Raw genomic sequence first — 18,513 nt, 5'->3', positions numbered from 1 at the left:
ACCTTCGGCCGACCGGGACCGCACACCCCACGGCCGATGATGCTCCGGGCTGCGGTGCCGGGAGGGTTGAGGGTCCCTTCCAGGCGCCGCGGCCCGCGGGTGTTTTCCGGCCACCGAGGCCCGCGGGTACGCTCGCACCGTGCCCTCCATGAACGAGCTGGTCCGCCAGCACACCGCCCTCGACGACTCCGATCTCGAGTGGCTCCATCTGCTGGTCTCGGAGTGGCAGCTGCTCTCGGACCTCTCCTTCGCCGACCTGGTCCTGTGGGTCCCCACCCGCGACGGCACGCGGTACGTGTCGGTCGCCCAGATGCGCCCCAACACCGGCCCCACCTCCTACCAGGACGACATGGTCGGCCACCTCGTCCCGCGCGGCCGCCGGCCCCTGCTGGACGTGGCGCTGGACGAGGGCCGGATCGTGCGCGAGGGTGACCCGGAGTGGCGCGAAGAGGTCCCCGTACGGGTCGAGTCCATCCCCGTACGACGCGAGGGCCGTGTCCTCGGCGTCATCGCCCGCAACACCAATCTGCTCACCGTGCGCACCCCGAGCCGGCTGGAGCTGACCTATCTCCAGAGCGCCTCGGACCTCGCGCAGATGATCGCTGCAGGATCGTTCCCCTTCCCCGACCAGCAGGTCGACATGGACGCCTCGCCGCGCGTCGGCGACGGACTGATCCGGCTGGACGCCGACGGAATCGTCCAGTACGCCTCCCCGAACGCGCTGTCCGCCTACCACCGGCTCGGCCTCGCCGCCGACCTGGTCGGCCACCACCTCGGCCAGACCGCCGCCGAGCTGGCCCCGACCCGCGGCCCGGTGGACGAGGCGCTCGTCAAGCTGGCCAGCGGCTGGGCGCCGCGCGAGTTCGAGATCGAGGCCAACGACGGGGTGATCCAGTTCCGGGCGATCCCGCTCAAGCCCAAGGGCACCCGGATCGGTTCGCTGGTGCTGTGCCGGGACGTCACCGAACTGCGCCGCCGCGAGCGCGAGTTGATCACCAAGGACGCGACCATCCGGGAGATCCACCACCGGGTGAAGAACAACCTCCAGACGGTCGCCGCGCTGCTGCGGCTGCAGGCCCGGCGCATCGAGTCCGAGCGCGGCCGGGAGGCCCTGGAGGAGGCCGTCCGCCGGGTCGGCTCGATCGCGATCGTGCATGAGACGCTGTCTCAGAACCTGGATGAGCGCGTGGAGTTCGACGACATCGCCGACCGGGTGCTGGCGATGGTCGCCGAGATCTCACCGGGCAAGGTGACCGGCCGGCGCACCGGCCGCTTCGGGATCCTCGACGCCGAGGTCGCCACCCCGCTGTCGATGGTCCTCACCGAGATCCTGCAGAACGCCCTGGAGCACGGCTTCCGCGAGGGCGACACCGGCACGGTGGAGGTCTCCGCGGTCCGTGGCGGCACCACCAAGGAGGCCCGCCTCCTCGTCACCGTCCAGGACGACGGCGTCGGCCTGCCCGAGGGCTTCGACCCGCACCGCTCGGGCAACCTCGGCCTGCAGATCGTACGGACCCTGGTGGAGGGCGAGTTGGGCGGCTCCTTCGACATGGTCCCGGCGCCGGAGCGGGGGACCCGGGTGATCCTCGACATTCCGGTGCAGGCGCAGAAGTAACCCAACTGCCGTACACCGGCGGGCCTTTGCGGACAGCAAAAAGCCCCGGACCGTCATGGGTCCGAGGCTCGTGCTCGTTGCTGCTCTGCTAAATCGCTAGCGGCATCGGGGGATACTGCGCGCTGCGGCTCGGGGGCGGGAGATGCGTGCGTGCTGCACGCGCCGCCAAGCTCAGGCTGTCAGCAGGGGTGGGTATGTCAGGCGGAGGCCTGACGGGCCCGGTTGCGGGCGGCGCGGCGCTTCATGGCGCGGCGCTCGTCCTCGCTGAGACCACCCCAGACGCCGGAGTCCTGGCCGGACTCGAGCGCCCACTGCAGACACTGCTCGATCACCGGGCAGCGACGGCAGACGGCCTTGGCTTCCTCGATCTGCAGCAGCGCAGGACCGGTGTTGCCGATGGGGAAGAAGAGCTCGGGGTCTTCCTCGCGGCAAACGGCGTTGTGACGCCAGTCCATGGCTGCTACCTCTCCTTGGTTTCTCTGAACGTATGACGTACAGGTTGCTTGTGAATGTGAACGCTTTCACGAATCCCTCAACAAGTGAAGGGCCGACCGCCGAGTCTTTACCCGGCGTGGTCCTTGGTTTGAAGAGGGGTTCTGGTGATCAGTGGAGGCCGGTGTTGCGGGCCGTCCCGATCGCCACGTAGAGACTCGCAAACCTCAGCGGCGGATACAACCCCTTCAGGAAAGTTTTTTTTGATTCCTCGGTGTCGACTAGGTCACAGCCGTACTTCCATGGGGTGGATCCTGGCCTAAACGTTCGAGTGAAAGGACTTTCGCGTCTTCTGCTCACACAATCACACGCAGTGCACGGCGTACGCCTGTGAACGTCACGCTAGTACGCAGTCCGAGGTGGTCGCCGTCCATCTGGAGGGGGAGAGGCGCCTTCGAATGCAAGGTGAACTGGTCCTGGTCGTGCAGCGAGACTACGTGCCTGCCATGGGGTCCGCGCTCGGGGGACGAAGTGAGCAACTGGGTGCCATACCGGGCAACCGCGGCCGTCGACAGGCGGCGCAGACCCAGGATGTCGACGCCCGTGTCGAACGAGGCCTTAGGCGACGTGTACATGGGGCGATTGCCGAAATACGTCCAAGGGGACGTGTTCGAGATTATGGCGACCACAAGATCGGAGATCGGGTCCGCGCCCGGCCGCTCCAGGGTGATCGAGCCGTGCCGGCGGTTCGGCTCGCCGAGGTACTGCCGGATCACCTGCCGTACGTACAGCGCGTGGGTCGATTTCTTGCCGCGCTCGCGCTGCTGCTCGACCCGGCCGACCACGCCCGCGTCGAAGCCGAGTCCGGCGTTGAAGGTGAACCAGCGGTCCGGGACCGCCTCGTCGATGGTGCCGGGCGTGCCCGAGGTCAGGCCGAGGCCGACAAACCGCTCGCTGCCCTCACGCAGGGCGTCCAGTAGGGCGCCGGTGGCCTCCACCGGGTCGTTGGGCAGCCCCAGGGCGCGGGCGAAGACGTTGGTGGAGCCGCCGGGGACCACGGCGAAGCCGGGCAGCCGGTCCGGGTCGGGGCCGGCGTGCAGGAGGCCGTTGACGACCTCGTTGACCGTGCCGTCGCCGCCGAGGGCCACCACGAGGTCGATGTCGTCGCTGTCCGCCGCCTGCCGGCCGAGGTCGCGCGCGTGGCCGCGGTACTCGGTGGTGACCGCCTCCAGCTTCATCTCGCTCGCCAGTGCGTGGATCAGGACGTCGCGCCTGCGTGCGCTGGTGGTGGTAGCCGCCGGATTGACCACGAGAAGTGCACGCATGGATGGCAGCGTACCTACCCGGGGGTACCCGGCCTACACCGAGGTAGGGAACGGGTAAGAGGCGGGGGTACGAGCCCGGACACGTGGCGCCGCGCCGGCCTTCGCCGTTGGGGATCTCACCGTTGCCGGGTGCGGTTCCGCGGTGGGCCGGTCGCGCAGCCCCCGCGCCCCCCAGGGGGTGGCGGCCGCCACACCCGCCCGTGTTCCTCAAAGCCCTGCGGCTACCCTGCTGGGGTGAGCAGTGAGCAGAACCCCGCCCCGGAACCCCGGCCCCGTCGGCTGACGTACGCCGCCCTGCTGGCCGCCCTGGAGGGCGGCGCGCTGGTGGTCGGCGGGCTGTGGGTGCTCGTCCTCGGGGCCACCGGTGCCCCGGACGACCGGCAGCAGGCCGTGACCCTGGGCGTCACGCTGGTGGTGCTCGCGCTGCTGCCGTTGCTCGCCGCGCGCGGACTGCTGCTGCGGCGCAGCTGGAGCCGTGGCCCTGCGGTGATCACCCAGCTCTTGGCGCTGCCGATCGCCTACAACCTGCTCCAGGCCGACAGCATGGCCATCCCGGCCGGGATCGCCCTGGCCGTCGTAGCCGTGGCGGCGCTCGTGCTGCTCGTCAACGGCGAGACGACCCGGGCCCTCGGCATCAAGGGACCGGGTCGCGCCGAATAGATCACTCCGAAGAGATCACTCCGGACGGATCACTCGGACAGGTCACTCCGGACAGGTCACTCTTCGACGAGCAGCTTCTCCCGCAGCTGTGCCAGCGTGCGGGCCAGTAGCCGGGAGACGTGCATCTGGGAGATGCCGACCTCCTGCGCGATCTGCGACTGGGTCATGTTCCCGAAGAAGCGCAGCAGCAGGATCCGCTTCTCCCGCGGCGGGAGATCCTCCAGCAGCGGCTTCAGCGATTCCCGGTACTCCACGCCCTCCAGCGCCTCGTCCTCCGCGCCGAGGGTGTCGGCGACCGCCGGGGACTCGTCGTCGGTGTCGGGGACGTCCAGGGACAGCGTGGAGTACGCGTTGGCGGACTCCAGGCCCTCCAGGACCTCCTCCTCGGAGATCGCGAGCTTCTCGGCCAGCTCGTGGACCGTGGGGGAGCGGCCGTGCAGCTGGGACAGCTCGGCCGTCGCCGTGGTCAGCGAGAGCCGCAGCTCCTGCAGCCGGCGTGGCACGCGGACCGCCCAGCCCTTGTCGCGGAAGTGCCGCTTGATCTCGCCGACGACGGTCGGGGTGGCGTACGTGGAGAACTCGACGCCGCGCTCCGGGTCGAACCGGTCCACGGACTTGATCAGACCGATCGTGGCGACCTGGGTGAGGTCGTCCAGCGGCTCACCGCGGTTGCGGAACCGGCGCGCCAGGTGCTCCACGAGCGGCAGATGCATACGGACCAGCTGATTGCGCAGCTCGGCGTACTCCGCGCTGCCCGCGTTCAGCTTGCGCAGCTCCACGAACATCGCCCGCGCACCGCTGCGGTCCTGAGGGCCGTGCTGTGCGGCCTGCACGGCCTGCGCACCCGGCGCCTCGTCCTCGGCGTTTCGCTCGTGCTCGCTCATCGTCCCGCCCGTAGCCCTTCCCCGAGCCATGGCCCCCGCGTGGACGGCGGGTCCGGCGCCGCCGGATCCCTCCGGCCGTACGCCCTGCACGGCAGCGTCGCCTCCGGCACCCGCGGAATCGTCCTGCGGGTGCGGCCTGGCCTGCTCGGGGATGCCGTCGATGCCGTCCGCCATGCGCCGGGAACCGTCTCTGGGGGCTTCCCCGGAGATCTCGCCCGCGCTCGACCAGGGGGCACCCCCGTCCCCGGTCGGCAGCTCGCGTGTGCCGCGCTCTTCGTCCCGCACCGGACCGTCCCCGTTCCTCACGCCGGGCCGGGGCCCGCGCCGCGCTGTTTGTAGAGGCTGATCGACACGGTCTTGTCCTCGTCCACGGCGGACGAGACCTTGCCCGCGAGGGCCGACAGCACGGTCCAGGCGAAGGTGTCCCGCGACGGGGCATGACCGTCCGTGGTCGGCGCCGAGACCGTGACCTCCAGCGAGTCGTCGACGAGCCGGAAGACACAGCTGAGCACGGAGCCGGGCACGGCCTGTTGGAGCAGGATCGCGCAAGCCTCGTCGACGGCGATGCGCAGGTCCTCGATCTCGTCCAGGGTGAAGTCCAAGCGGGCCGCGAGACCGGCCGTGGCCGTCCGCAGCACCGACAGGTAGGCACCCGCGGCCGGCAGCCGGACTTCCACGAAGTCCTGATTCGCCGCGGGCTCGCCTGCGATCTGGGACACCCTCACCTCCATGGTGGTACAAGCTTTACGGGGCCGAGGGTCGCCCCCCGGGGTAACGCGTACGTGGTTCGGCGGTGACGCTATCGCGCTCCGAACGTTCCTGTCCCGGGATCCCAACCCCCCTTGCGTCACTCACAGTAAAGCTGTGTATACGCTCCGTGTCTAGAGGGTTTGCGGGCCCAAATGGGAAGAGCGCGCGCCGGGTTGACGTACCCAGACGTCAGACGCTCGAACCGTCGTGCGGCCGCCGCCGCATGCAGTGTCACACGAGAACGCGGTCGGACGGGAATGCGACCACGCCAGAACCCGCGCGACGCGAGGGGCTCAGACGAGAACGTGGTCCACGAAGCACCACCGCCATTCCTCGCCGGGCTCGAAGGACCGCATGACCGGGTGGCCGGACGTCTCGTGGTGCTGTGTCGCGTGCCTTCCCGGAGAGGAGTCGCAGCAGCCGACATGGCCGCAGCTGAGGCACAGCCGCAGCTGCACCGGGTGCGTGCCGTCCCGCAGGCACTCCGGGCAGGTCGGGGCGAGCGGGTCCGGTTCCGGGTGCGGCAGCGCGTCGGCGTGCGTGCACTGTTTCATGATTGCCAGATTACGACGGGTGTGCGGGTGGCCGCGCGGAAAACGAGGGTGGGCGAGGATCATGGACGTGATGCCGCTGCTGTTGCTGGTGGCGGGCAGTGCGGGGATCGCGGGGATCGCCCGGCGCACCCCGGTGCCGGCGCCCCTGCTGCTGGTCGCGGTCGGCCTGGCCGTCTCGTACGTCCCCGGGATCCCGCACTACACACTGGCCCCGGACGTCGTCCTGCCGCTGGTGCTGCCCCCGCTGCTCTACAAGGAGGGCACCGAGAGCTCGTACCTCGATCTGCGGGCCCAGATGCGGCCCGTGGGGCTGCTGTCGATCGGGTACGTGCTCTTCGCGACCTTCGTCGTCGGCTGGGCCGCCTATCTCGTCGTACCCGGACTGCCGCTGACCGCCGCGCTGGTGCTGGGCGCGGTGGTCGCCCCGACGGACGCGGTCGCGGCCGCGGCGATCGCGCGCCGGGTCGGCCTGCCGTCCCGGATCACCACCATCCTCCAGGGCGAGTCCCTGCTGAACGACGCCACCGCGATCACCGCCTACAAGGTGGCCCTCGCCGCGGCCGTCGGCGAAGGTGCCACCTGGTCGGGGGGGATCTGGGAGTTCCTGCGGGCCGCGGTCGGCGGGGTGCTCGTCGGACTCGTGCTCATGGTGCCGATCCACTGGCTGCGCACCCATCTGAAGGAGGCGCTGCTGCAGAACACGCTCTCACTGCTGATCCCGTTCGTCGCCTACGGCGTGGCCGAGCAGTTCCACGGCTCCGGCGTCCTCGCGGTCGTCGTGGTCGCGGTGTATCTCGGGCACCGCGCGTGGGAGGTCGACTTCGCCACCCGGCTCCAGGAGGACGCGGTGTGGCGGATGGTCGCCTTCCTGCTGGAATCGGCGGTGTTCGCGCTGATCGGGCTGCAACTGCCCACCGTCCTCAAGGGGTTGGGGGCATACCAGGGGGGCGACGCGGCCTGGTACGCGATCGCGGTCTTCGCCGTGGTCGTGGCGGCCCGCTTCGCCTGGGTGTTCCCGGCGACCTTCCTGCCCCGCGCGCTCTTCAGCCGGATCAGGGAGCGCGAGGGGGACGTCACCTGGCGGGCGCCGGTCGTGACCGGATGGGCCGCCATGCGCGGTGTGGTGTCCCTCGCCATCGCGTTCTCGATCCCGCTCACGGTGCACGGCGGCGCCCCCTTCCCGCAGCGGAACCTGATCCTCTTCCTGACCTTCACCACGGTCATCGGCACGCTGGTCGTGCAGGGGCTGTCGCTCGCGCCACTGATCCGTCTGATGCGGTTCCCCGGCCGCGATCCGCAGGCCGAGACGCTCGCCGAGGCCAACGCCCAGGCACAGGCCTCCCGGGCCGCCGAGAGCCGCCTCGACGACCTTCTCTCCGACGAGCGCAACGCTCTGCCCCCGCCGCTCGCCGACCGGCTGCGCACGGTCCTGGAGCGCCGCCGCAACGCCGTCTGGGAGCGCCTCGGCCAGACCAACCCGGTCACCGGGGAGTCCTTCGACGACACCTACCGCCGGCTGTCCCGCGAGATGATCAGCGCCGAACGCGAGGTCTTCGTCAGACTCCGCGACCACCGCTACATCGACGACGAGATGCTGCGCGCGCTCCTCAGACGGCTGGACCTGGAGGAGGCGGCGGCCTTCCGGGAGGCGGGTTAGCCCCGGTGGAGGCGGGTCGGCCCGCCGGGAACGGCCGCCCGGTGACGACGGCGGCGATCGTCGTCCCGCGCGGGAAGGCACCCTCGTCCGCCAGGACGACAAGTCCGTAGAGCAACTTGGCGACATAGAGACGCTCGACGGGCAGCCCGTGGCGGTCCTCGAAGTCCTCGGCGAACGCGTGCAGTTCGGGTGTCGTACGCGCGTAACCGCCGAAGTGGAAGCGCTCGTCGAGGGACCAGGCGCCGGTACGGCCGCCGAAGGCACGTTCCTGCAGTGCCTGTATGTCGCGCTCCAGGAAGCCGCCCCTGAGCACCGGTACGCCGAGCGCCCGCTGCCCTGCCGTCAGCCCGGCGGCCAGCCCCGCGAGCGTGCCGCCGGTGCCGCAGGCGACCGCGACGACGTCGGCGTGCCCGCGCAGCTCCTCGCCCAGCGCCCGGCAGCCGTGCACGGCCGCGCCGTTGCTGCCGCCCTCGGGCACGACGTACGCCTCCTCGGCGCCGGCCGCGCGCAGGATCGCGGCCAGGGTCTCCGGCTCGGTCTTGCGTCGGTACGTCGATCTGTCGATGAAGTGCAGCCGCATGCCGTCCGCCGCGCAGCGGGCCAGGGAGGGGTTGAGCGGACGGCCGGCCAGTTCCGCGCCGCGGACCACGCCGGTGGTCGCGAGCCCGAGGAGGCGGCCCGCGGCGGCGGTGGCGCGCAGGTGGTTGGAGTAGGCCCCGCCGAACGTGACCAGCGGGCGGCCCCGCGCCGCCTCGATGTTCGGCACGAGCTTGCGCCACTTGTTGCCGATGAGGTGGGGGTGGATCAGGTCGTCGCGCTTGAGCGACAGCCGCAGCCCGTGCCGCTCGAACCGGTCGTCCCGCACGTCCTGGAGGGGCGAGGGGAGCCGGGGCACGAGCGCGTCGGGGCTGGTCACGGCTTCATTGTCACCCGGTGCGGGGGCTGGGCGGGCGCGCCCCCTGGCGCGGCGACGGCACCTTGCGGACGACGTACTGCGGCGACGGACGAGCACGGGACGGGAGCCTTCTCCATGCCCGGTAATCCGATGATCCATTCCCGCTCATTCGGGTAATGGTGCGACCACGGTCCGTGATGGAAGGCTCGGATCCCGAGGCCGGTGCACCCTGCGATTCGGCACCGGGAATACCTGGGAGGCAATTCTCTATGTCGGTAGGCGAAGAGGTCCGCACGGATCAGGGCAAGCCGCAGCAGTCCCTCGGGACGGCGGCAGCGCGGAACCTGGCCACCACAACCAAGTCCGTTCCGCAGATGCAGGAGATCAGCTCCCGCTGGCTGCTGCGCACGCTCCCGTGGGTCGACGTACACGGCGGCACGTACCGGGTCAACAGGCGACTGGCGTACACCGTCGGCGACGGTCGCATCACCTTCGTCAAGACCGGGGACCAGGTCGAGGTCATCCCGGCCGAACTCGGCGAGCTGCCGGCCCTGCGCTCGTACGAGGACGAGGAGGTGCTGACGGAGCTGGCCCGCCGCTGCCGCCAGCGCGACTTCGCGCCCGGCGAGGTGATCGCCGACTTCGGCAACCGGACGAGCGAGGTGTACCTGCTGGCGCACGGCAGGGTCGAGAAGATCGGCACCGGCCCCTACGGCGACGACGCCGTCCTCGGAGTCCTCGCCGACGGCGCCTACTTCGGCGAGCAGGCACTGCTGGACCCCGACGCCATCTGGGAGTTCACCGCCCGCGCGGACACCGCGACCACCGTGCTGATCCTCAGCCGCCAGGACTTCGAGCAGGTCGCCGAGCGCGCGGACACCCTGCGCGAACACCTGGAGCAGCTCCGCTCGGTGCCGGAGCAGCGGACCAACAAGTACGGCGAGAAGGAGGTCGAGCTGGCGGCCGGCCACTCCGGCGAGCCCGACATCCCGCACACCTTCGTGGACTACGAGCCCCGGCCTCGCGAGTACGAGCTGAGCATCGCCCAGACCGTGCTGCGCATCCACACGCGCGTGGCCGATCTGTACAACCAGCCGATGAACCAGACCGAGCAGCAGCTCAGGCTCACGGTCGAGGCGCTCAAGGAGCGCCAGGAGCACGAGCTGATCAACAACCGCGAATTCGGCCTGCTGAACAACTGCGAGTACGACCAGCGGATCCAGCCGCACGACGGCGTGCCCGGCCCGGACGACATGGACGAGCTGCTCAGCCGTCGGCGCAGCACCAAGCTGTTCCTGGCCCACCCGCGCGCGATCGCGGCGTTCGGGCGCGAGCTGAACAAGCGGGGACTGGTCCCGGAGACCGTCGAGATCGGCGGCAACCGCATCCCGACCTGGCGCGGAGTGCCGATCTACCCCTGCAACAAGATCCCGGTCAGCCCGGAGCGCACGACCTCGATCATCGCCATGCGTACCGGCGAGCAGGACCAGGGTGTCATCGGCCTCAGGCAGTCGGGCATCCCGGACGAGATCGAGCCGAGCCTGTCGGTGCGGTTCATGGGCATCAACGAACAGGCGATCATCAAGTACCTGGTGACGGCCTACTACTCGGCCGCCGTGCTGGTGCCCGATGCGCTCGGCGTGCTGGAGAACGTCGAGATCGGCCGGTGGAGGTGACGTTTCCGCACTTCGCGGCCGTGTCCCCGCTCGCCCGGGAGGGTAGACCCTCGGAATATGCGTCCGGCCGGGCCGGCTACGCCGGTGTCCGCGGACCTGGCGAGGGGGAGACATGGCCGAGTTCATGACGGAGACCGAACAGCCTTCCCCCACCGTGCCGCACCCCGGCTCGGCGGGGGAACGGCGGGGGAGGACCGGCGACACGGATGTCGGTCCGCTCGACGGACAGGAGGCGGCGGCGCTGCTGGAGCGCACCCGGACCCTGGTCGACCCGGAGCTGCGCGCGGCCCTGGAGTCGCTGCCCGGCTCCATGCGCCGGATCGCGCTCTACCACTTCGGCTGGCAGCACGCGGACGGCACCCCGGCGCGGGACAACGCCGGCAAGGCGATCCGGCCCGCGCTCGTCCTGGCGGCGGCCACCGCCCTCGGCGGACCGGCGGCCTGTGCGGCGGCGGTCCGGGCGGCGGTCGCGGTCGAACTGGTCCACAACTTCACGCTGTTGCACGACGACGTGATGGACCGGGACGCCTCCCGTCGGCACCGGGCCACGGTCTGGACCGTGTTCGGCGTCCCCGACGCGATCCTCGCCGGTGACGCCCTGCAGGCGCTGGCCCTGCGGCTGCTCGCCGAGGACCCGCACCCGGCCTCCGGTCCGGCCGCGGCCCGGCTCGCGGACTGCGTCGTGGAGCTGTGCGCGGGTCAGCACACCGACACGGACATGGAACGGCGCGGCCCGGACGAGGTCACCCTGGACGAGGCGCTCGCCATGGCCGAGGCGAAGACCGGCGCGCTGCTGGGCTGTGCCTGCGCCCTCGGCGCTCTGTACGCGGGCGCCGACGGTGAGGACGTGGCCGCGCTGGACGGCTTCGGCCGCCAGGCCGGGCTCGCCTTCCAGCTGATCGACGACGTCATCGGCATATGGGGTGACCCGCGACGCACCGGGAAGCCGGCCGGCGCGGATCTCGCGGCCCGCAAGAAGTCGCTGCCCGTGGTGGCGGCCCTGTCCTCCGGCACGGAGGCGGCGGCCGAACTCGCCGAGCTGTACGGCAAGCCGTACGTCTCCGGGGACGCCGAGGGCATCGCCCGTACGGCACTGGCCGTGGAGCGGGCCGGCGGCCGGGACTGGGCGCAGGCCGAGGCGGCCGACCGGATGGCCCGCGCCATGCAGGAGCTGGCCCGCGCGATCCCCGTCCCCGAGGCGGCGGGCGGTCTGCTGGCGCTCGCCGAGTTCGTCACCCGGCGCACCGGCTGAGCGCCACCGGCACCGGCGGCCGGGAAGAATCCGGAGCGCGCGGCCCGCGCGGCCCCTGACCCCGCACGGGCATCGAGGCTCCGGCCAGGCGGGCCCGCACACCCCCACTGTGTGCGGGCCCGCCGCATGCGCGCATGCGGAATCGGTTCTCCCACTTGCGACCGGCCACGAAAACCCCTTGCGACCACTACGGTTGGAGTACTACAAATAAACCACTACGAATGGAGTGGTCATTCGGCCGCACCGAGTCCGTGCAGAAAAGAGACCAGCTTGCGCAAGCTCACCTACTTCATCGCCTGCTCGCTCGACGGCTTCATCGGAGACGAGCAGGGCGACGGCACCGCGATGCTCCGCTTCATGGACGAGGAGTACTTCGACTTCCTCAAGACGGAGTTCCCGGAGACCCTGCCCACCCACGGCCGCACCCCGCTGGGCCTCGACCACCTGGAGAACAAGCGGTTCGACACCGTCATCCAGGGCAGGGCCAGCTACGAATTGGCCCTCAAGGAGGGCATCACCAGCCCCTACGCCCATCTGCGCGAGTACGTCGCCTCCCGCAGCATCGCCGAGTCCCCCGACCCGAACGTCGAGATCATCTCCGCCGACCTGATCGGCAAGGTGCGCGCGCTGAAGGCGGAGGAGGGCGGCCTGGGCATCTATCTGTGCGGCGGTTCGCACCTCGCCGGAGAGTTGCTGGAGGAGATCGACGAACTCGTCATCAAGACCTATCCGCTCGTCTACGGCAAGGGCATGCCCATGTTCGGCAGCGGCCTCGACATCAAGGAGTTCACCCTCGACGGGGTGCGCGCCTTCGGCAACGGCGCGCTCGTGCGGACCTACACGAGGAAGCGCTGAGCCCGCCGCCGACGCCGTACCGGACGCCGTAGCGTGGGCGCATGCCGAAACTGCCCCGTATCTTCCACATCACCGAACGCTCCCTGTGGGAAGCGGCCCGCGAGCGCGGCGCCTACGAGGTGTCGACCCGCGGCCGCACCCTCCAGGAGGAGGGCTTCCTCCACTTCTCCACCCGCGAGCAACTCCCGCGCATCGCCGCGTTCCTGTACGGCGACTACGACGGCCCGGACGAGCTGGTCGTCCTGGTCGTGGACCCGGCCCTGGTGGGCGTGCCGGTGAAGTACGAGGCGGTGGAGCCGGGCGGGGAGGAGTTCCCGCATGTGTACGGGCCGCTGCCGGCCGCTGCCGTGGTGGAGGTGGAGTCCTGGGGGTGACCGGTACCCCTGTCCCGTGGGTTCGGCGGGCCTACGCGCCGGCCGTGTGCCGAGCGGCGCTCGGCAGGCCGCCCGTCTCCGGATCGCGGCCGGTCAGGCAGTAGGTGCCGCCCGCCGGATCGCGCATCACCGACCAGTGCGGGCCGTGGGACACCGCGACGGCCCCCAGCTTCTCGTGCCGGGCGCGGACCGCGGCGATGTCCGCGCAGGCGAGGTCGAGATGGGCGGAGGCCGGGCGCTCCTCGTCGAGCCGCTGGAGCAGGATCCGCACGGGAAGCCCCGCGGGCGGCTGCAGCACCTCGAACTCCGGGCGGGACCCCTTCCGCCGCTCCCAGCCGGTGAGGGCGGCCCAGAAGTCCGACTCGGCGGCGTATCCGGACGGCGGGGTGTCGAGGCAGACCTGGTCGAGCCGGCTGCCCGCCACCACCGGCGGTCGTACCGTCTCCCCGTGCCAGGGCACGGCGCAGAACAACTGCCCCGCCAAAGAGCGCAGTACGACCCAGTCGCCGTGGTCCGCCACCACCGTCGCGCCGAGTTCCCGGGCCGTCCCGGTGAAACCCCGGATGTCCTCGACGCAGAGGTCGAGGTGGGCGCCACCGTCGCCGTCGGTGACGCCCTGGAGCTTCACGCACGCGTCCGCCCCGGTGGCCTCCTCGGGCCGCAGGGTCAGGAACTCGCCCTGTTCGCCGCGGGGTTCGGATGCGCGGGTGCCGGTGACGGCGGTCCAGAAGACGCGGGCCCCGGGCAGCCGGTCGGCGGGACGGTCGGCGAAGGCGTACGTCCAGCGAATGATCATGCCGGGAGTGTAGGCGTGAATTCCCTGGCGGGCCCGGGGAATTCACGCGGGCCGTTCATGGCGCGGATCCGTCATTCCGCGGGGCGCTGGAGGAAGCGGAGCTGGTTGCCCGCCGGGTCCCGGAAGGCGCAGTCGCGGACCCCGTACGGCTGGTCCGTCGGCTCCTGGAGCACATCGGCGCCGGACGCCCGCACCCGCTCGTACAGCGCGTCGCAGTCCTCGGTCGTGAAGATGACACCCCGGAGCATGCCCTTGGCGAGCAGTTCGGCCATCGCCTGCCGGTCGGCGGGGGAGGCGTCCGGGTTCGCGCCGGGCGGCTCCAGCACGACCTCGACGTCCGGCTGGAGCGGCGAGCCCAGGGTCACCCAGCGCATGCCCTCGAAGCCCACGTCGTTGCGGACCTCCAGGCCGAGCACGTCGCGGTAGAAGGCGAGCGCCTTGTCGTGGTCGTCCACCGCGATGAAGCACTGCTTGAGTTTCACGTCCATGCAGTCACGCTAGGCCCATCCGGGCCGGGACGCGCGCGACTCGGTGCCGTGCAGGTCGGTACGGGTGGCGGCGCGGGCAGGTGACGCACGGGTCAGTACGGGCGGCGGCGCGGGCGGGTGAACGTACGGGCCACGCAGGACGGGATCACTGCGCTCTCCTCGTGGTCACGGGCCCGGTAGGCGCTCGGGGTCTCGCCGACCAGCTCGGTGAAGCGGGAGCTGAAGGAGCCGAGCGACGTACAGCCCACGGCGAGGCAGACCTCGGTCACGGTGAGGTCGCCCCGGCGCAGCAGCGCCTTGGCCCGCTCGATCCTGCGCGTCATCAGATAGCTGTACGGCGTCTCGCCGAAGGCCTTGCGGAAGCTGCGCTGGAAGTGGCCCGGCGACATGTGGGCTCCGCGGGCCAGCTCGGTCATGTCGAGCGGCTCGGCGTACTCGCGGTCCATGCGGTCGCGCACGCGCCGCAGCCGTCTGAGGTCGTCCAGGGTCACGTCCACAGCGTGGCACAGGGCACTGACATCGCGGGTCGAGGCGAGGGCATGGCGGGAGGGGGAGACGGCATGGCGGGATGGGGCGACGACATGGCGGGATGGGGCGACGACATGGCGGGATGGAACGAGTCCGCACAGGAATGCACAACAGAGTCCCCCATCTTCGACACTTCGTTCGCCTTCAGTTAGCCGCGCATTGGCCTGCCCTTGCTTGCCTTGGGGAATGGACCACATCACGTTCCTCGTGGCGGTCGTCATCGTCACGGCACTGGCGTTCGACTTCACGAACGGGTTCCACGACACCGCGAACGCGATGGCGACCTCCATCGCCACCGGCGCGCTCAAACCGCGCACCGCGGTTCTGGTCAGCGGAATCCTCAACATCGTCGGCGCCTTTCTGTCCACCGAGGTGGCCAGGACGATCTCCGGCGGAATCGTGGACGACACACTGGTCAGCCCGGCGATGATCTTCGCCGGGCTGGTCGGGGCGATCCTGTGGAACCTGGTGACCTGGCTCGCCGGGCTGCCCTCCAGTTCCTCCCACGCCCTCTTCGGCGGTCTGATCGGTGCCGTCTGGGTCGGTGCGGGCTCTCACGGCGTGCACTTCGACAAGGTTGTCGAAAAGGTTCTGATCCCGGCCGTGGCCTCTCCGGTGGTGGCCGGCCTGGCCGCCCTGGTCGCCACCTACCTCGCCTACAAGCTCAGCGCCCGCGCCCGTCAGGACTCGGTGACCAAGGGTTTCCGCCTCGGCCAGATCGCCTCGGCGTCCCTCGTGTCCCTGGCGCACGGCACCAACGACGCCCAGAAGACCATGGGTGTCATCACGCTGACGCTGATCTCGGCGGGCGCGCTCGGCCATGACGCGGGCCCGCCGGTGTGGGTGATCGGCGCGGCGGGCGTGGCCATCGGTCTCGGCACCTACCTGGGCGGCTGGCGGATCATCCGCACCATGGGCAAGGGGCTGGCGGAGATCCAGTCGCCGCAGGGCTTCGCCGCGGAGACGGCCTCCACGACGGTGATCCTCACCTCCGCCCACCTCGGCTTCGCGCTGTCCACCACGCAGGTCGCCTCGGGCAGCATCCTCGGCGCCGGTCTCGGCCGCCGCCTCGCGGAGGTCCGCTGGGGCGTGGCAGGCCGGATGGTGCTGGCCTGGCTGATCACCCTGCCGTCCGCCGCGCTGGTCGGTGGCCTCGCGGCGAGCGTGGTCAAGCACGGCGGCAACATCGGTACAGCGGTCATCGCCCTGGTCGCCCTGGCCCTCGCCGCCGTCATCGTCGCCGCGTCCCGCCGCAACCCGGTGCGCGCCGACAACGTCAACGAGCACCACGAGGTCACCCTCCGCAACCAGGCCCCGACGCACGTCGGCACGGCCGCCTGACCCTCCGGGAGCCCCCCATGCATGTCGACTGGTCCGCCCTCGGCAAGGTCGCCGCGGTCAGCCTCGGTGTCACGGTCGCCGTGGTCGTCGTCTTCACCTTCGGTGTCCTCGGCCTGTCCCGAGCCGAAGCCGGCCGCTCCGGTTCCGCCACCGCGGGCCGGGCCCAGGCGGCCCTGTGCTTCCTCGCCTGCGCGGCGGTGGTGGCGTACGGGATCTACCTGATCGTGCCGCAGTTCCACTGACGACGCGTACGCACAGCGCGAACGGGCACCGAGGGGGAGGGACACCATGAGCGACGGTGCCGTCTCACCGGCCCGGCACCGGGGCCACCGGGACGTCGCCGACGTACGCCTCAGTAGGCTTGTGCGCCGGACAAAGGAGCGCTGCGCATGAGCTGTCGCCTGAAGGCGATCACCCGCGAGGAGCATCTGGCCTTCGTCACGGCCCGCCCCTCCGTGAGTCACATGCAGGTTCCCTCGTGGGGGGATGTGAAGCCGGACTGGCGGGCGGAGAGTCTGGGCTGGTTCGACGAGGGCGGTCGCCTGGTCGGGGCCGGACTGGTCCTGCTGCGACCGTTGCCGAAGGTGAAGCGGTACCTCGCGTATCTGCCCGAGGGCCCCGTCATCGACTGGGCCGCGCCGGATCTCGAGCAGTGGCTGGAGCCGATGCTCGCGTACCTGAAGGAACAGGGCGCCTTCTCGGTGAAGATGGGGCCGCCCGTGGTCACCCGTCGCTGGAGCGCCGAGGCGGTCAAGGCGGCGATCGCCGACCCGCGGGCCACGCGGCTGCGGGACGTGGCGCCCACGGCGCACGAGCCGCAGGCCTTCGGCATCGCCGACCGGCTGCGCCGGATGGGCTGGCAGCAGACCGAGCCCGGCGGCGAGGACGGCTTCGCCGCAGGCCAGCCGCGCCACGTGTTCCAGGTGTCCTTCGCCGGACGCACACTGGAGGAGGTCCAGCGCGACTTCAACCAGCAGTGGCGGCGCAACATCAAGAAGGCGGAGAAGGCCGGCGTCACAGTGGTCCAGGGCGGCTACGAGGACCTGCCTGCCTTCTACGACCTTTACGCCGAGACCGCTGAGCGGGACCGGTTCATCCCGCGCCCGCCGGCCTACTTCCAGCGGATGTGGACCGTGCTGCGGGCCGAGGACGAGAACCGCATGCGCCTCTACCTCGCCCATCACGAGGGAGAGGTCCTCGCGGCCGCCACGATGCTGACCGTCGGGGACCACGTCTGGTACTCCTACGGCGCCTCCACCAGCCGCAGGCGTGAGGTCCAGCCGAACAACGCCATCCAGTGGCGGATGATGTGTGACGCCTACGAACTCGGCGCGCGCGTCTACGACTTCCGCGGCATCACCGACACCCTGGAGGAGAGCAACCACCTGCTGGGACTGCTCCGGTTCAAGGCCGGCACCGGCGGCCAGGCCGTCGAATACCTCGGCGAGTGGGACTACCCGCTCAACAAGCTCCTGCACAAGGCCCTGGACCTCTACATGTCCCGCCGCTGAGGCCCCTGGCCTTTTGGCGATGGGTGGTGATGGGGTGCGGCCGCGTGGACCGGTCAGACGTCACGGCGGCGCACGACGATGACGGCGGCGAGAAGCGTGAGGAGCGGCCAGAAGGCGAGCGCGGTCCAGGACTGGAGTGCCGTGGGAGGGAAGGGACCGACGTTGTCCCACGCGGTGCCGAGGCTGGTCAGGGTGTTCCACGCGTTCTGGGGTGCCGAGTTGCTCAGGGCGGCCGTCAACCGGTTGCTGCCGGAAGGTACGGCGCCCAGCAGGACCGGGGCCAGGACGGCTGTGAACAGGGCAGCCGCGGAGGTTCGGACGAGTGTGCCGATGGCCATGCCGATGACGGCGCACACCGGCAGGATTGCGGCGGATGCCACGAAGCCTTGCAGGACACCGGGCTGACTGATCGAGATGCCTATTTGGTCGCCGGACAGGATCGTCCGGGCGGTGATGCACGAAGCGATCGCGGTGATGAGGCCGACGACGCACGTGACGCTCGCGACGACGACCGCCTTGGCGAGTACGACGCGCAGGCGGTTCGGGACGGCGAGGAAGGTCGTGCGGATCAGTCCACTGGAGTACTCGCTGCTCATGGCCAGGACACCGAGCATGCCGGCGCCGATCATGAGCAAGCCCCACGTGCCGGAGTTGAAGGAGCCTCTCAGCGGATCGTAAGCGGCATGCGCCGACGCGCCGACAAGGTGGACACCCGAGCAGGTGAACCACTCACCGCAGACGGTGATCACCGGAGCGAGCGCCAGCAGGACGTAGGCCGAGCGCTGTGAGAACAGCTTGATCCGCTCGGCGGCGAGCAGGTCGCGGAACCGGCCGCGGAGTTCGTCGCCGACTGCGAATGTCGTCGGTTTGGTGGTTGTGGCCATCAGGGTCCCTTGTCGCATATGTCAGAACGGGAGGGG

20 protein-coding genes are annotated in these 18,513 nt (G+C 70.7%); 10 read left to right on the top strand and 10 right to left on the bottom strand.

The genetic code is table 11. The features are described 5' to 3' along the window. The first annotated feature begins 139 nt into the window (after positions 1 to 139). Positions 140 to 1,615 (top strand): PAS domain-containing sensor histidine kinase, encoded by a 1,476-nt coding sequence (locus AB5L52_RS15320; protein ID WP_351023943.1) that lies wholly within the window; start codon positions 140 to 142, stop codon positions 1,613 to 1,615. Positions 1,616 to 1,812: 197 nt separating this feature from the next. Here the strand turns inward: AB5L52_RS15320 and AB5L52_RS15315 are convergent, their stop codons facing one another. Beyond that, entirely contained in the window at positions 1,813 to 2,070 is a 258-nt protein-coding gene (locus tag AB5L52_RS15315; RefSeq protein ID WP_003992873.1) for a WhiB family transcriptional regulator, read from the bottom strand. A gap of 333 nt (positions 2,071 to 2,403) precedes the next feature. Continuing rightward, a complete protein-coding gene (locus tag AB5L52_RS15310) occupies positions 2,404 to 3,372 on the bottom strand; it encodes a diacylglycerol kinase family protein (protein WP_369364505.1) in 969 nt (322 codons plus the stop codon). 234 nt (positions 3,373 to 3,606) lie between these two features. Here AB5L52_RS15310 and AB5L52_RS15305 point away from each other — a divergent pair, with 234 nt between their 5' ends. Further along, a complete protein-coding gene (locus tag AB5L52_RS15305) occupies positions 3,607 to 4,032 on the top strand; it encodes a hypothetical protein (RefSeq protein WP_369364503.1) in 426 nt (141 codons plus the stop codon). Positions 4,033 to 4,088: 56 nt separating this feature from the next. On the opposite strand, the gene AB5L52_RS15300 is transcribed toward AB5L52_RS15305, so the two are convergent. The 3 genes from AB5L52_RS15300 to AB5L52_RS15290 all read right to left on the bottom strand — a co-directional run bounded on the left by AB5L52_RS15300 (position 4,089) and on the right by AB5L52_RS15290 (position 6,220). Continuing rightward, the gene (locus AB5L52_RS15300; protein WP_351023937.1) at positions 4,089 to 5,201 is read right to left on the bottom strand and encodes an RNA polymerase sigma factor SigF; all 1,113 of its coding nucleotides are present in this window, start codon (positions 5,199 to 5,201) and stop codon (positions 4,089 to 4,091) included. Positions 5,202 to 5,218: 17 nt separating this feature from the next. Further along, positions 5,219 to 5,635 carry an anti-sigma regulatory factor gene (locus tag AB5L52_RS15295; protein WP_009190566.1) on the bottom strand — a complete coding sequence of 139 codons (417 nt, stop codon included), beginning with the start codon at positions 5,633 to 5,635 and terminating at the stop codon, positions 5,219 to 5,221. A 324-nt stretch (positions 5,636 to 5,959) separates the two neighbouring features. Then, on the bottom strand, positions 5,960 to 6,220 hold the full coding sequence (locus tag AB5L52_RS15290) for a UBP-type zinc finger domain-containing protein (protein ID WP_351023935.1): 261 nt from the start codon (positions 6,218 to 6,220) through the stop codon (positions 5,960 to 5,962). Positions 6,221 to 6,281: 61 nt separating this feature from the next. Between AB5L52_RS15290 and AB5L52_RS15285 the strand changes: the two genes are divergently transcribed. Then, the gene (locus AB5L52_RS15285) at positions 6,282 to 7,877 is read left to right on the top strand and encodes a Na+/H+ antiporter (RefSeq protein WP_351574932.1); all 1,596 of its coding nucleotides are present in this window, start codon (positions 6,282 to 6,284) and stop codon (positions 7,875 to 7,877) included. Here AB5L52_RS15285 and AB5L52_RS15280 read toward each other — a convergent pair. Beyond that, complete coding sequence (locus tag AB5L52_RS15280; RefSeq protein ID WP_369364500.1) at positions 7,828 to 8,793, bottom strand: 1-aminocyclopropane-1-carboxylate deaminase/D-cysteine desulfhydrase; 966 nt, start codon at positions 8,791 to 8,793, stop codon at positions 7,828 to 7,830. The genes AB5L52_RS15285 and AB5L52_RS15280 overlap by 50 nt on opposite strands. Positions 8,794 to 9,041: 248 nt before the next feature. Here AB5L52_RS15280 and AB5L52_RS15275 point away from each other — a divergent pair, with 248 nt between their 5' ends. The 4 genes from AB5L52_RS15275 to AB5L52_RS15260 all read left to right on the top strand — a co-directional run bounded on the left by AB5L52_RS15275 (position 9,042) and on the right by AB5L52_RS15260 (position 12,929). Next, positions 9,042 to 10,448, top strand: a complete 1,407-nt coding sequence (locus tag AB5L52_RS15275) for a family 2B encapsulin nanocompartment shell protein (RefSeq protein WP_351023929.1) — start codon at positions 9,042 to 9,044, stop codon at positions 10,446 to 10,448. Between the two features lie 112 nt (positions 10,449 to 10,560). Then, positions 10,561 to 11,700 (top strand): family 2 encapsulin nanocompartment cargo protein polyprenyl transferase, encoded by a 1,140-nt coding sequence (locus AB5L52_RS15270; RefSeq protein WP_351023926.1) that lies wholly within the window; start codon positions 10,561 to 10,563, stop codon positions 11,698 to 11,700. 270 nt (positions 11,701 to 11,970) lie between these two features. Further along, positions 11,971 to 12,555 (top strand): dihydrofolate reductase family protein, encoded by a 585-nt coding sequence (locus tag AB5L52_RS15265; RefSeq protein WP_351574146.1) that lies wholly within the window; start codon positions 11,971 to 11,973, stop codon positions 12,553 to 12,555. 41 nt (positions 12,556 to 12,596) lie between these two features. Beyond that, the gene (locus tag AB5L52_RS15260) at positions 12,597 to 12,929 is read left to right on the top strand and encodes a DUF952 domain-containing protein (RefSeq protein ID WP_351023920.1); all 333 of its coding nucleotides are present in this window, start codon (positions 12,597 to 12,599) and stop codon (positions 12,927 to 12,929) included. A 31-nt stretch (positions 12,930 to 12,960) separates the two neighbouring features. On the opposite strand, the gene AB5L52_RS15255 is transcribed toward AB5L52_RS15260, so the two are convergent. The 3 genes from AB5L52_RS15255 to AB5L52_RS15245 all read right to left on the bottom strand — a co-directional run bounded on the left by AB5L52_RS15255 (position 12,961) and on the right by AB5L52_RS15245 (position 14,704). Beyond that, positions 12,961 to 13,725, bottom strand: coding sequence for a VOC family protein (locus tag AB5L52_RS15255; protein ID WP_351023918.1), 765 nt, complete (start codon positions 13,723 to 13,725; stop codon positions 12,961 to 12,963). 71 nt (positions 13,726 to 13,796) lie between these two features. Then, positions 13,797 to 14,213, bottom strand: coding sequence for a VOC family protein (locus AB5L52_RS15250; protein ID WP_351023916.1), 417 nt, complete (start codon positions 14,211 to 14,213; stop codon positions 13,797 to 13,799). 92 nt (positions 14,214 to 14,305) lie between these two features. Continuing rightward, positions 14,306 to 14,704, bottom strand: a complete 399-nt coding sequence (locus tag AB5L52_RS15245; protein ID WP_031224885.1) for a helix-turn-helix transcriptional regulator — start codon at positions 14,702 to 14,704, stop codon at positions 14,306 to 14,308. 223 nt (positions 14,705 to 14,927) lie between these two features. Here AB5L52_RS15245 and AB5L52_RS15240 point away from each other — a divergent pair, with 223 nt between their 5' ends. The 3 genes from AB5L52_RS15240 (at position 14,928) to AB5L52_RS15230 (ending at position 17,593) form a co-directional block, all read left to right on the top strand. Further along, complete coding sequence (locus AB5L52_RS15240; RefSeq protein WP_351574136.1) at positions 14,928 to 16,082, top strand: inorganic phosphate transporter; 1,155 nt, start codon at positions 14,928 to 14,930, stop codon at positions 16,080 to 16,082. A gap of 17 nt (positions 16,083 to 16,099) precedes the next feature. Next, positions 16,100 to 16,324, top strand: a complete 225-nt coding sequence (locus AB5L52_RS15235; protein ID WP_351574133.1) for a hypothetical protein — start codon at positions 16,100 to 16,102, stop codon at positions 16,322 to 16,324. Positions 16,325 to 16,471: 147 nt separating this feature from the next. Then, complete coding sequence (locus tag AB5L52_RS15230) at positions 16,472 to 17,593, top strand: lipid II:glycine glycyltransferase FemX (protein ID WP_369364495.1); 1,122 nt, start codon at positions 16,472 to 16,474, stop codon at positions 17,591 to 17,593. A 53-nt stretch (positions 17,594 to 17,646) separates the two neighbouring features. Here AB5L52_RS15230 and AB5L52_RS15225 read toward each other — a convergent pair whose 3' ends face one another. After that, complete coding sequence (locus tag AB5L52_RS15225) at positions 17,647 to 18,477, bottom strand: ABC transporter permease (RefSeq protein WP_351023905.1); 831 nt, start codon at positions 18,475 to 18,477, stop codon at positions 17,647 to 17,649. Positions 18,478 to 18,513 lie beyond the last annotated feature (36 nt).

It is taken from the genome of Streptomyces sp. CG4, from assembly GCF_041080655.1.
In the GTDB taxonomy this organism is placed as follows: domain Bacteria; phylum Actinomycetota; class Actinomycetes; order Streptomycetales; family Streptomycetaceae; genus Streptomyces.
Note: the sequence above shows the minus strand (reverse complement) of the source record. Positions and strands in the feature narration are given on the sequence as shown.